Consider the following 13,321-nt stretch of genomic DNA (forward strand, 5'->3'; position numbering starts at 1 on the left):
TCGGTATGCCGCAGGGTAATTGCGTTGCCAACGTGGTTGCGGGCTGATCGCTCCATTGCCGAGCCTTGCAAAACGATTCCCGCAAAATCGGTGAGGCTCAGTCTGACACGCCCGGCGTGTCGCAGGTGAGCGGTCTGTTTTCTAGGGCATTTGGGTGGTTATTACTTGTTTTAGCGGAAATTTGGGCGTGTTGTTGAAACGAGCCGTTCCGTTGCTGGCAACCCTCGCCTACACTTGCTAGGCATCGGCTGCTGTCGAGTGTTCCGCAGCACCAGCACTCGGCCGTGCGGCCTGCGTTTCGAGTGCGAAATGGGGTTGTGACACATATGGATTCGCGGACCGTCGCATTGATTAGAACGACGTTCAAGGCGGTTGCTGCGGAAGAAGGTGGCCCCGAGAAACTCGCCCGCTCGTTCTACGCCATTCTCTTCACCGAGCATCCGCAAGTTCGTGACTTCTTCCCGGCCGCCCTCGACGCCCAGCGCGACCGCCTGGTCAAGGCGATCGCCTACGCCGTCGACCGCCTCGAGGAACCCGACAAGCTGCTGCCTTTCCTCGCCCAGCTCGGGCGCGACCACCGCAAGTACGGCGTGGTCGCCGAACACTATGCGGCCGTGGCCAGTTCGCTGAAGGCCGCCATGCAGGCGTACGCGGGCACCGAGATGTGGACCGACGAGGTGGAACGGGCCTGGGACACCGGGCTCGGCGTCATCGCCGACACCATGATCGGCGCGGCCGAACAGGAGAGCACCCCGCCGGTGTGGACCGGCACCGTCATCGAACACCGTGAGGTACTGCGCAATCTCGCCATCGTGCGGCTGCGGCTGGACCAGCCCATGCAGTACGCGGCCGGTCAGTACATGAGCGTGCAGATCCCGTCGCGGCCGCGCATGTGGCGGTATCTGTCTCCCGCCATTCCCGCGAACCCGCAGGGCGAGATCGAATTCCACATCCGCGGCGTCACCGGCGGGTGGGTGAGCCCGGCCATGGTCGGGCACACCAAGGTCGGGGAGCAGTGGCTCATCGGCTCACCGCTCGGCGGTCTCGGGGTGCCGCGCAATACCCGGCGCAAGATGCTCATGGTCGGCTGCGGCACCGGCATCGCCCCGCTGCGCGCGCAACTCATGGCCATGACGCAGCGAAGATCCAACCCCAAGGTCGATCTGTTCGTGGGCGGGCACTACCCCTGCGACCTCTACGATCTGGAGACGCTCGGCCAGCTGGCCCGGGAGAACAAGTGGCTCAATGTCATTCCGGTCACCGAGAGCGAGGAGAACCCGTGGTGGGTGTTCGGTGACGCCGAGGAGGCGGAACCGGAGCACCCCGGCCTCCAGCCGCGGCGCGTCGGTCAGATCGGCAAGATCGTCGCCGGATACGGATCATGGGCGGATCGCGACGTCCAGATCGTGGGTTCGCCCGCCATGGTGCAGACCACCAAGTTCCGCCTCATGGCGGCGGGCACCCCCACCGCCAACATCCGGCACGATCCGCTGTTCTAGCCCGCCGCGCCGTCAGAATCCTTCGTAGCGAATGTGTTCGGCCGGTGTGCCGGTGGCGAGCAGCGTCTCCACCACCTGCTGGACCGGAGCGGCGTTGCCGCACACCAGGATCTGTTGCCGATCCAGTGGCCCGAAGCGGCCCACCACCTCCGCCAGACTGCCCGAGAGCATCTCCTCGGGCTGGAAGCCGATATCCACCCGGCACGCCTCGTGCCATGCGTCGACCCAGTCCGGGTCCTCGTCGGTCTGGACCACGGGAAGTACCGTCAGCCACGGCAATTCGCCGGCGAGCAGATACAGCATGTCCGAGGCGTAGAGATCGCGCGGACAGCGCGCGCCGACGAACAGGTGGGTGCGCGGTGGCTCGGGCCGCCGGGCGAGATCCAGGATGAGCGACCGCATGGGGGCCAACCCGGGGCCCTCGGCGACCATCACCACGTCGGTGGCCTCCGGATCCACCGTCAGCCAGCCCTCGGGAGCGCTGATCCGCCACTCGTCACCGGTGCGGGTGTCCGACACGATCGATCCGCTGCACCAGCCGCCCGGCACCGTGCGCACGTGGAACTCCAGCTTGCCGTCCAGCGACGGCGGCAGCGCGGGATAGAGGCGGCGGATCATATTGGGGTGCTGCGGAACCCGCACGGCGACCGACTGCCCGGGTGCGAACGGCACGAACTCGCCGATGAGCCGGATCACGGTCCAGTCCGCGCGCAGCCGGTGCGCGCCCACCACGGTCGCCGCCCGCTCCTCGGTATCGAGCGCCAGCGCGCCGGTGTCGTCGGGGCCCAGGGTCACCGCACACTCCTAACTACGGAAATCAACGAGATCACAGCCGAGAATCGCCGGCTCACACCGGATCCGACGCGATGGCCCACTCGGGTGTGCCGACCGCCAGCAGGGCGCGCCTGGTGTCGGCGATCATGCGCGCCGAACCCGCGATCTGGATCTGGCGGTCGGACCACGCGCCGAAGCTCGCCACCACCGCGCCCAGATTGCCGATGAGCCGCCGGTGCATGCCGTACGGCGTCTCGGCGGGCGGATACGGATGCCACCACGGATTGGATTCGTTCTCGCACACCGGCACCACCGTGAGCCACGGATTGGATTGCGAGAGCTGCCACATGTTCTCCACATCGTAGAGATCGCACGGGTAGCGCCCGCCCATGAACAGGTGCACGCGGGGATTGATACCGCGCCTGCCCATTTCGATCAGCTGCGCACGCAGCGGCGCGATACCGGTGCCGGAACCGATCATGAGCACGTCCTTGCCGCTCTGCAGGTCGACGTGCAGGCCGCCGAGCGGTGCCGCGATCATCCAGCGGTCGCCGATCTGGGTCTCGTTCACGATGGCCGGGCTCACCCAGCCGGTGCGCACCTTGCGCACGTGGAATTCGATCTCGCCGTACGGGTTGGTCGGGATGGCCGGGGATAGGTAGCGCCACATCTTGGGCCGCTGCGGGATGGCGACCGGCACGTACTGTCCGGCCAGGTACGGGATCGGCGTATCCGATTGCAGCCGCACGATCGCCAGATCGTCCACCACCCGGCGGTGTCCGACCACCGTCGCCTCCCAGTAGGGCTGCGACTTGTCGGAGTTCGCGCCGATGGCCATGGACGCCGAGATCAGGATGGTGATATCGCGCCAGCCCTCCTCGAGCCCGCGATTCCAGTGCACGCCGTTGTAGGTGCGGAAGGCCGCGAGCAGCGCCCGCCCGGCGATGTCGTAGTGCGCCGCCTCCACGCCGTACTTGCGATGGTCGCGGGCCAGCTGTTCCAGGAAGCGCTGCGCGCGATCCCAGTTCTCCAGATGGTCCAGGACGAACTGAATGGCGGTGACCAGCCGCTTGGGTTGCATATCCATGGCGGGGGGAAACAGCTCACGCAGAGCCGGAATCTCCGCGAAGAGGTGGCCGTAGAACGCGCTGATCAGCCGTTCCGGCCCGCTCGGGGCCTCGACGACTGTCCGAAAGTTTGCGCGGACCAGCGCTGCAGTACGCGCATCCACGACGGCGAACTTTCCTTTCCTGAGCTGTTACCCCGGACACACCGGGTTTTCCAGCGGTCCTCCGCGTCAAGTATCCCTGAAAAACACAAGGTCGCACGGATATGGCCAAGGCTGCCCGGACACATCGGCGGTGAATCCCGCCTCACATCAGATGACCAGCACCTTTTTGCCCCGTGCGCCGGAGCCTCCGATGACCGTCGCCGCCTCCGCCAGCGGCACCGCGTGGTCGACCGGAACGACGAGGTCGCCCGCGGCGGCCGCCGCCAGCAGCCGGGCCAGACCCGCGGCGCTGCCCTGGGAATTGATATTGCCGCCCTTGATGCCGCGGGTTTGCAGATCCGCCGTATCCACCGATCCGATGGTGCTGAACACCGCGCCGCCCGGACGCACCAGCGCCGCCAGTTCGCGCAGCGTCGCGGGCGGGCTGACCAGGTCGAGCAGCGCGTCGATGCCGTCCGGATGGGTCATGCGGACCGATTCGGCGATGGTGGGCTGGTCGAGCGCGGGTTCGGGGGAGTCGGAGACGGGCACCGTGCGGCTGTAGTCGATCACCTCGGTCGCGCCCAACCGGATCATGCGGTCGGCGTCGTCGGGCCGGGCGGTGGCGATGACGTGTGCGCCCGCCGCGGCGGCCAACTGCACCAGGAAGGAGCCGACGCCACCGGCGGCGCCGGGGATGAGGACGGTCTGGCCCGCGCCGACCGCCGCGCCCTCGAGGAGGTCGAGGGCGGTGAGTCCGGCGGTGGGCAGTGCGGCCGCCGCGAGCGCGGTGACCTCGTCGGGGAGCCGCGCGATGACGCTGTCGTGGGGTACGACGATGTATTCGGCGAAGGTGCCGTGTCCGACCGGTGGCACCAGCCATTTGCCCGCCACGCGGTCGCCGACGGCGAATTCCGGCACCCCTGCGCCGAGTGCCGAGACGGTGCCCGCGCCGTCCAGTCCCGGAATCAGCGGAAAGTCGTGCGGCAGTCGGCCGTCCAGCACGCCGTCGATGATCTTGCGGTCGAACGGGTTCACCCCGGCGGCATCCAGCCGAATCCGGAGCTGTCCCGGGCCGGGCTCCGGAACGGGCATATCCGCGGGCTCCGGAGTGCCGCCGAATTCTCGTACCACGATCGCGCGCATGGGGTCTCCATTCGGTCCGATGGACGAGCTGGTGAGCGTCGACGAACGATCTCGGCCATCGTAGGCACGGACACGGATCACCTTGGGGAGATTCAGGGCAGTCGGTTTCCAGGGTCGGCGCGTAGCGTGATGTGTGACCTATGCCTCTGGTGTCGGCGCCCGAAAATTCGTCAGACTTGAGCGGAACAGACTCAACTCCGGTCGCGTTGGATTAGGCAGCGACTAGTAGGAAAGGGGACTCGTGGACTCGTTCAATCCCACCACCAAGACCCAGGCGGCCCTGACCGCCGCACTGCAGGCGGCATCCGCCGCGGGCAACCCGGAGATCCGTCCGGCGCACTTGCTGGTGGCGTTGCTGGATCAGACCGACGGCATCGCCGCCCCGCTGCTCAAAGCCGTCGCCGTCGATTCCGCGACGATTCGACGCGAGGCCCAGGACATCGTCGACCGGCTGCCGCGCGCCACCGGCGCGACCACCCAACCGCAGCTCGGCCGCGAAGCCCTCGCCGCCATCACCGACGCCCAGCGCCTGGCCACCGAGATGGGAGACGAGTACGTCTCCACCGAACATCTCATGGTCGGCCTGGCCGCCGGTGATTCCGACGTCTCGCAGCTGCTGCTGAAGTACGGCGCCACCGCCGACGCGCTGCGCGAGGCGTTCACCCAGGTGCGCGGCAACACTCGCGTCACCAATCCCGATCCGGAGGGCAGCTACCAGGCGCTGGAGAAGTACTCCACCGACCTCACCGCCGCCGCCCGCGAGGGCAAACTCGACCCGGTGATCGGTCGCGACACCGAGATCCGGCGCGTGGTGCAGGTGCTCAGCCGCCGCACCAAGAACAATCCGGTGCTCATCGGCGAGCCCGGCGTCGGCAAGACCGCCATCGTGGAGGGCCTGGCCCAGCGCATCGTCGCCGGGGACGTGCCGGAATCGCTGCGCGGCAAGCGGCTCATCTCGCTCGATCTGGGCGCGATGGTCGCGGGCGCGAAATACCGCGGTGAATTCGAGGAGCGGCTCAAGGCCGTGCTGGAGGAGATCAAATCCAGTGCGGGACAGATCATCACCTTCATCGACGAGCTGCACACCATCGTCGGTGCGGGCGCGACCGGGGAATCCGCCATGGACGCCGGGAACATGATCAAGCCCATGCTGGCCCGCGGTGAGCTGCGGCTCGTCGGCGCGACCACGCTCGACGAATACCGCCAGCACATCGAGAAGGATCCGGCCCTGGAGCGCCGCTTCCAGCAGGTGCTGGTCGGCGAGCCCTCGGTGGAGGACACCGTCGGCATCCTGCGCGGGCTCAAGGAGCGCTACGAGGTGCACCACGGCGTGCGCATCACCGACTCCGCGCTGGTGGCCGCCGCCACCCTGTCGGACCGCTACATCACCTCGCGCTTCCTGCCGGACAAGGCCATCGACCTGGTGGACGAGTCGGCGTCGCGGCTGCGCATGGAGATCGATTCCCGCCCCGTGGAAATCGACGAGGTGGAACGGCAGGTGCGCCGCCTCGAGATCGAGGAGGTCGCGCTCGCCAAGGAGACCGACGAGGCGTCCAAGCAGCGGCTGGAGAAGCTGCGCTCGGAGCTGGCGGATCTGCGCGAGAAGCTCAACCAGCTGATGACCCGCTGGCAGAACGAGAAGCAGGCCATCGACTCGGTGCGCGTCATCAAGGAGGAGCTGGAGTCGCTGCGCGGCGAATCCGAACGCGCCGAACGCGACAGCGACTACGCCCGCGCCGCCGAACTGCGCTACGGCCGCATCCCGCAGCTGGAGAAGCAGCTCGCCGAGGCCGAGCAGAAGGCCAAGGGCGCGGCCGACGGCGAGGTCATGCTCAAGGAGGAGGTCGGGCCGGACGATATCGCCGAGGTGGTGTCGTCGTGGACCGGGATTCCGGTGGGCAAGATGCTCGAGGGCGAGACCCAGAAGCTGCTCCGCATGGAGGAGGAGCTGGGCCGGCGCGTGGTCGGGCAGACCGAGGCCGTGCAGGCGGTGTCCGACGCGGTGCGCCGGGCCCGGGCCGGCGTGGCCGACCCCAACCGGCCGACGGGTTCGTTCATGTTCGTCGGACCGACCGGTGTCGGCAAGACCGAGCTGGCGAAGGCCCTCGCGGACTTCCTGTTCGACGACGAGCGGGCCATGGTGCGCATCGATATGAGCGAGTACAGCGAGAAGCACTCGGTGGCCCGGCTGGTCGGCGCGCCGCCCGGCTATGTCGGCTACGACCAGGGCGGTCAGCTCACCGAGGCGGTGCGGCGGCGGCCATACACGGTGGTGCTCTTCGACGAGATCGAGAAGGCGCACCCGGACGTGTTCGACATCCTGCTGCAGGTGCTCGACGAGGGCCGTCTCACCGACAGCCAGGGCCGCACGGTCGACTTCCGCAACACCATCCTGATTCTCACCTCGAATCTGGGTGCGGGCGGTGAGCGCGACTTCGTCATGGCGGCGGTGCGCTCGGCCTTCAAGCCGGAGTTCCTCAACCGTCTCGACGACGTGGTCATGTTCCACCCGCTCGACGAGGAACAGCTCGAGCACATCGTCGACATCCAGCTCGACCAGTTGCAGCGCCGCCTCGCGCAGCGCCGCCTGAAGCTGGACGTCAGCGATTCGGCCCGCTTCTGGCTGGCCGTGCGCGGCTACGACCCCGCCTACGGCGCCCGCCCCCTGCGCCGCCTCATCCAGCAGGCCATCGGCGACACCCTCGCCAAGGAACTGCTGGCCGGTGAAGTGCAGGACGGCGACACGGTGAAGGTCAACGTCAGCCCCGACGGCGACACCCTCATCGTCGGCCGCTGACCCATTCCCGCGAGGCCCCGGAGGCGCACCCTCCGGGGCCTCGCTGTGCTCGCACCGGAGGCAAATCAGACACCACACAGCGCAGTTCTCGGCTCCGGTCGTCCATCCAGCCTAGGCTGGAGTACATGACGAATCCGAGCGATCCGTGGTCGCGGCGACCCGAGTCGGGATCGGTGGACGGGCCGACCGAGCAGGTGTCGCCCGCCGCCGGGTCGACCGGGCACACCTCGGATTCCGACCCCACCACCGCGTACGACTATTTCGCGCAGCAGCCGGGGCCGGAGGCCACGCGGGTGCTGCCACCGCACGACGATCAGTGGGGTGGTTACGAGAGCGGTGCGCCCAGCGCGTATCCGCCGACGGCGACCTACACCGCGTCCGGGCACCAGGCTCCGGGATATCAGGGTGGGGGATATCAGAGCGGGGGATATCAGAGCGGGGGGTATCAGGCCGGGGGGTATCCCGGCTCCGGCCCCGCGCCGTATCCACCCGCGCCGGGCGGTCCCGGCGGGCCGGTGCCGCCGGGCGGCTACCAGCCGGGTTATCCGGGTGGCGGCCCGCAGCCGCCGCAGCGCAAGACCGGGCTGTGGATCGGGCTCGGCTTGGCCGCGCTGGCGCTGGTCGCGTTGGCCGGGGTCGTGGTGGGCACGCTGTTGGCGGATCGGGATACGTCGAATACCGCGTCCACCGCGTCGCGCACCCAGCAGGTGTTGATTCCGACCTTCCCGAGCGAGACGGCACAGCCGCTGCCCAGTGGCGTACCGCAGATCCCGGGACTGGGTGAGATCGACGAGCTCGGCGCGACCATGGGCACCATCGCCAGCAACGACGGCTCCACCCTCACCATCGCGACCCTGTCCGGCCCGACCGTCACCGTGCACACCGACGATCGGACCCAGGTGATCTCGCTCGGCAGCGTCGCGGTGCGGGACCTTCCGATCGGCGAGATGGTGATGGTGCAGGGTGACAAGGCGGCCGACGGCTCGGTCACCGCGAAGATCATCATCAGTACGGCACTGCCCGGCGGAACCCGATGAACGGCAACGTGTCAGGCATGCTGGGCGGGTTCGAACCCAGCTGGATATGGTAGGCGGCGATGACGGCGATATGGTTCGGGTTGGCGGCGATCGCGCTGGTGGGCGCGATCGTGCTGCTGTTCTTCGATCGGCAGCAGCGACAGCGCACCGGTCACATCCGGCAGGTCTGGGCGAAATCCCAGGGCTACACCTATGTTTCGGTGGAACCGGCGCTCGCCAACACCTGGCGGCGCGGTGCCATGGCCAAACTCGGGTACCTGTCGGCGGTCGACGTGGTGTCGGGCAACCGCAAGGGTGAGAAGTTCGTGCTCTTCGATCTGGAGGACGCCGCCACCCTGGTCGCGGTGCGCCGCCAGATCGGCTCCGACATCGATATCGACCTGCGGCTGAAAACGGCCGCGCCGCCGAAGGATCACGATCTCGAACTGCTCGGGGCCATCGGCGACCGGGTCGTCTTCGCGACCAATCCCGATATCGCGCGCCACGCCGTGGACCAGCGCATGGTGGCCTTCATCGAATCGCTGCCCGATACCGTGCAGATGCTGTGGAGCGAGGGCAACTGGACCCTCGGCATGCTGCCGGTCGGGGCGGGCTCCCGGGACTGGGAGATGGCCATCGACGCGGTGCTGCGCCTGTCCGGTCTGCTGCACGTGCTGCCGCCGGTGGTGAACGCCCCCGAGCATCGCGGCGGTCGCGCGCCCGCGCCCGAGGCCCGCGAGGGCGGCCGACCGCAGCGCGGCGGCACGGTGGTCGTGGACGACGAGGACGACGACTACGACGGTCATGACGAGTACGGCGATTACGGCGATCCCGACCCGCACGCGCCGGCCACCCGCCACCTGCCCCCGCGCTCGGGCGATCCGCTGCCCTTCCCCGAGGACGAGGCCGCCGACGATTACGCGCCGCTGGTGAAAGACATTGCCGGAGAAAGCGAACCGGAACCCGAGGCGGAGGGCTGGCGGCCTGCCCTCAAGGTCGTTCCGGATCCGCGCGGCCGGGTCCGCCGCAACTGGCCCCCCGCTCCCGAGGAAGAGCCGGAGTGGGACGACGAGGATCCCGCCCCCCGCCGCGATCCGGACGCCGACGCCGAGTGGGACGAGGACTGGCGCGCGGACGATCGCGACGCGCGAGAGCGGCGCGCGGACGATACGGATCAGGACGGCGAGTGGCGCGGCGACGACCCCGCCCGGGACCGCGAGTGGCGCGAGGACGACCGCGACCCCGACTGGCGTGCCGACGACGCGCGCGGGCAGTACGCCGACGAGGAGCCGCGCGACGACTACCGCGACGACCGGAACGAGCCGCCGGGCGGCCCGTTCCACCCCGGCTTCCGCCCGTACCAGGGCCCAGCACCCCGGTGACGCGGCCCGCCCCGCGGGCGGTTCCGTTTCCGCGGGCGGCATTGTTTCCACGCGCCGAATGACGTTTCCCCACAGCGTGCCGTCCGGCGCGGCGTACGCTGTCTGCGCCGCACCCGCGCGGGTCGAGCACGGTTGCTCACCCCGCCTTCGGGCGTGCTTCGATCGGTCGTGGCCGGGGGCGACGCCGTTGTCGTCAGGAGGCGTTCGCGGGTGGGGACGTTGTGCTCTTTTCGCCCGCGGCGCTGGTTCCTACCCTGGTGCCCGTCGCCTTCATCCGGCCGAGTGTTAGGTAGTCGATGACCGAGAGTTCGCCCGCCGCGCGCCTGCCCGGTGCCCTGCGTCCCGTGGCCGTGGTCACGGGGCCGACCTCGGGGATCGGGCGGGGGTATGCCGTGCGGCTGGCCTCGCTCGGGTACGACCTGGTGCTGGTGGCGCGGGACGAGGCGCGGCTCGCCGCACTGGCCGGTGAGCTGGAGTTGCGATTCGGGTCGGCGGCGCAGGTGCTGCCCGCCGATCTGGCGACCGCCGAGGGCCGCGACCGGGTGGCGGCGCGGCTCGCCGAGGGGGTCGACTTCCTGGTCAACAATGCCGGGTTCGGGCTGTCGCGGGAGTTCTGGCAGGTCGATCCGGAGCTGCTGCAACGGCAGTTGGATGTGAACGTCACCGCGGTGATGCGATTGACCCGGGCCGCGCTGCCGCCGATGCTGGCCGCGGCCAAGGGCTGTGTGGTGAATGTGGCCAGTGTGGCGGGACTCGTGCCGGGTAGGGGTTCGACCTACTCGGCCTCCAAGGCGTACGTCGTATCCTTTTCCGAAGGGCTGGCCGGTGGGCTGGCCGGGACCGGCGTTCGGGTGCAGGCACTGTGCCCCGGCCTCGTCCGCACCGAATTCCACGAGCGAGCCGGTATCGATCTGGGTCGACTGCCGCGGCCACTGTGGCTCAGCGTGGACGAGGTGGTGGCCGGTTCGCTGAGTGATCTGGAGAAGAACCGGGTGATCAGCGTGCCCGGTATGCAGTACAAAGCCGTCACCGCGGTAGCCGGACTCATGCCGCGGTCCCTCGCGGCCCGGCTGAATCGGGGCCTGTTCAACGCACGCGGAAGGACATGAACACAGACATGCAGGTAACGACGACCGATCGGGACAGACTCGCGGACCTGGTGCGCCAACTCGCGGTGGTGCACGGCCGGGTCACGCTGTCCTCGGGCAAGGAAGCGGACTACTACGTGGATCTGCGCCGCGCCACCCTGCACCACGAGGCCGCGCCACTGATCGGCAAACTGCTGCGCGAACTGGTCGCGGACTGGGATTTCGATTCCGTCGGCGGCCTGACCATGGGCGCGGACCCGGTGGCCGCGGCCGTCATGCACGCCCCGGGCCGCCCGATCGACGCCTTCGTGGTGCGCAAGGCCGCCAAGACCCACGGCATGCAGCGGCAGATCGAGGGCCCGGACGTGGTGGGCAAACGCGTGCTGGTGGTGGAGGACACCACCACCACCGGTAATTCGCCGCTGACCGCCGTGCGCGCACTGCGCGAGGCGGGTGCGATCGTGGTGGGCGTGGCGACCGTGGTGGACCGGGAGACCGGCGCGGACGAGGTGATCGCCGCCGAGGGGCTGGAGTACCGATCGATCCTCGGTCTCAAGGATCTGGCACTGGGCTAGACCATTGCTCTGGGATAGCCTGAACGCTGTTCATGTCTTTCGATGGTGAAGGGTCGTGTGAGTCACCTGTGGCAAGCATCGCACTGAATAAGGGCCACCGGAACGTTGCCATGCTCGGCATCGGTGCCTACCGGCCACAGCGACTGGTGAGCAACGCCGAGGTGTGCGAGGTCCTGGACTCCACTCCGGAGTGGATCTTCGAGCGCACCGGTGTCAAGAACCGCCGGTGGATCAGCGGTGACGAGACGCTGCGCACCCTGGCCGCCGCCGCGGGTGAGCGCGCCATCGTCAACAGCGGCATCGACCGGTCCAAGATCGGCACGCTGGTGCTGGCCACCTCCAGCTGGCTCACACTGACCCCGCACGGCGCTCCCCAGGTCGCCTACGACCTGGGGCTGAACGGCATCGCGGCCTTCGACCTGACCTCCGGCTGCGGCGGCTTCGGCTATGCCCTCGGCGTCGCCGCCGATCTGATTCGCGCGGGGTCCGCGGAGTACGTGCTGGTGATCGGCGCGGAGACGATGACGGTCGGCCTGGATCCGACCGATCGCGGCACCGCCATGATCTTCGGTGACGGTGCGGGCGCGGTGGTGGTCGGCCCGAGCGAGGAGAACGGCATCTCGCCCACGGTGTGGGGCAGCGACGGCGAGAACGCCTCGGCCATCATGCAGGATGTCGACTTCCTCGAGTACATGCACCGGGCGCAGGCCATGCAGGGCACCGATCCGGCGGTCGAGCCGATCGGCCGCATGTCGCTGCGCATGGAGGGCCCCAAGGTCTTCCGCTGGGCGGCGGTGACGCTGCCGCGTGCGCTGGCCGACGCCATCGAGGTGTCGGGGGTGGCCAAGGAGGACATCGAGGTCTTCGTGCCGCACCAGGCCAATGCCCGCATCAACGAGCTCATGAAGAAGAATCTCGGTCTGGCCGACGACATTCCGATGGCCAATGACATCGAGAACACCGGCAACACCTCGGCGGCGTCGATTCCGCTGGCCATGGAGGAGATGCTGGTGACCGGCAAGGCCAAGGGCGGTCAGCTGGCGCTGCTGCTGGGGTTCGGCGCGGGGCTGTCCTACGCGGGCCAGGTGGTGACGCTGCCTCCGGCTCCGGCCGAGCCCAGCTTCGCCGTCGGCGAATCGGAGTGATGGCGAGCGTATTCCGCACCGGGTTCCTGGCCGCCGCGGCGGTGACGGTGTTCGGTGCCGTCACCGGGCGGGACCGGTGGCAGTGGGCGGCCAAGCCGCTGATGATGCCGCTGCTGGCGGCGGAGGTGGCGCGCGATCCGAAGCTGGCCGCCACCGACCGGAAGGTGCTGCTGGGTTCGCTGGCGGCGGCCACGGTCGGCGACGTGTTGCTCATCGACCCCGATGACGATCGCCGATTGATCGCGGGCGCTTCGTCTTTCGCGCTCATGCAGACCGGGTACGCGACGCTGTGGCGGCGGCGCGGGGCCCGGCCGCGCGCGGCGGTGGCCGCGCCTCGGGTGGGTGCCTGGTTGGGAGCCGCCGCGCTCATGCGGGCCAAGGCTCCGACGGTGGCGCTACCGCTCACCGCCTACGGGGCGACGCTGGGCACCGCCGCCGTGCTGGCGTCGGATCCGGAACTCGCACCGGGCGCGCGGAACATCGCGGGACTGAACATCCCGAACTCTGACCCACGCAGCCGCCTGGGAGTGGGCGCACTGCTGTTCACCCTGTCCGACGGTCTGATCGTGTTGCGCCGCATCTTCGCTCGCGGCAGCCGGTCGCGCCGGGTGAGCGAGGGCGTCATCCTGGCGACCTACGCCGGCGCGCAGTACCTGCTGGCCGACCCGCGGGCGCACCGGTAGTCACCG

11 protein-coding genes are annotated in these 13,321 nt (G+C 69.1%); 8 read left to right on the top strand and 3 right to left on the bottom strand.

The window, feature by feature from the left end:
• The first annotated feature begins 326 nt into the window (after positions 1-326).
• Positions 327-1,499, top strand: a complete 1,173-nt coding sequence (locus FOH10_RS33140) for a globin domain-containing protein (protein WP_143983576.1) — start codon at positions 327-329, stop codon at positions 1,497-1,499.
• A gap of 12 nt (positions 1,500-1,511) precedes the next feature.
• On the opposite strand, the gene FOH10_RS33145 is transcribed toward FOH10_RS33140, so the two are convergent.
• From FOH10_RS33145 to FOH10_RS33155, 3 genes are all read right to left on the bottom strand, one after another.
• Complete coding sequence (locus FOH10_RS33145; protein ID WP_143983577.1) at positions 1,512-2,294, bottom strand: FAD-binding oxidoreductase; 783 nt, start codon at positions 2,292-2,294, stop codon at positions 1,512-1,514.
• 52 nt (positions 2,295-2,346) lie between these two features.
• Positions 2,347-3,504 (bottom strand): FAD-binding oxidoreductase, encoded by a 1,158-nt coding sequence (locus FOH10_RS33150; protein ID WP_029930854.1) that lies wholly within the window; start codon positions 3,502-3,504, stop codon positions 2,347-2,349.
• Positions 3,505-3,651: 147 nt separating this feature from the next.
• Positions 3,652-4,629, bottom strand: a complete 978-nt coding sequence (locus FOH10_RS33155) for an NADP-dependent oxidoreductase (RefSeq protein WP_143983578.1) — start codon at positions 4,627-4,629, stop codon at positions 3,652-3,654.
• Positions 4,630-4,870: 241 nt separating this feature from the next.
• Here FOH10_RS33155 and clpB point away from each other — a divergent pair, with 241 nt between their 5' ends.
• From clpB to FOH10_RS33190, 7 genes are all read left to right on the top strand, one after another.
• Positions 4,871-7,426 (top strand): ATP-dependent chaperone ClpB, encoded by a 2,556-nt coding sequence (gene clpB, locus FOH10_RS33160; protein WP_143983579.1) that lies wholly within the window; start codon positions 4,871-4,873, stop codon positions 7,424-7,426.
• A 125-nt stretch (positions 7,427-7,551) separates the two neighbouring features.
• Positions 7,552-8,463, top strand: a complete 912-nt coding sequence (locus FOH10_RS33165) for a DUF5666 domain-containing protein (RefSeq protein ID WP_143983580.1) — start codon at positions 7,552-7,554, stop codon at positions 8,461-8,463.
• A 59-nt stretch (positions 8,464-8,522) separates the two neighbouring features.
• Complete coding sequence (locus tag FOH10_RS35125) at positions 8,523-9,824, top strand: hypothetical protein (protein WP_244961479.1); 1,302 nt, start codon at positions 8,523-8,525, stop codon at positions 9,822-9,824.
• Positions 9,825-10,120: 296 nt separating this feature from the next.
• On the top strand, positions 10,121-10,933 hold the full coding sequence (locus tag FOH10_RS33175; RefSeq protein ID WP_029929821.1) for an SDR family NAD(P)-dependent oxidoreductase: 813 nt from the start codon (positions 10,121-10,123) through the stop codon (positions 10,931-10,933).
• A gap of 8 nt (positions 10,934-10,941) precedes the next feature.
• Complete coding sequence (gene pyrE, locus FOH10_RS33180) at positions 10,942-11,487, top strand: orotate phosphoribosyltransferase (RefSeq protein ID WP_029929818.1); 546 nt, start codon at positions 10,942-10,944, stop codon at positions 11,485-11,487.
• A 68-nt stretch (positions 11,488-11,555) separates the two neighbouring features.
• Positions 11,556-12,632 (top strand): beta-ketoacyl-ACP synthase III, encoded by a 1,077-nt coding sequence (locus FOH10_RS33185; protein WP_039817988.1) that lies wholly within the window; start codon positions 11,556-11,558, stop codon positions 12,630-12,632.
• Positions 12,632-13,315 carry a lysoplasmalogenase gene (locus FOH10_RS33190; RefSeq protein WP_143983581.1) on the top strand — a complete coding sequence of 228 codons (684 nt, stop codon included), beginning with the start codon at positions 12,632-12,634 and terminating at the stop codon, positions 13,313-13,315. Before FOH10_RS33185 ends, FOH10_RS33190 begins: the two co-directional genes overlap by 1 nt.
• Positions 13,316-13,321: the final 6 nt, after the last annotated feature.

This window comes from Nocardia otitidiscaviarum (assembly GCF_007362295.1).
GTDB classification, from domain to species: Bacteria; Actinomycetota; Actinomycetes; order Mycobacteriales; family Mycobacteriaceae; genus Nocardia; species Nocardia otitidiscaviarum.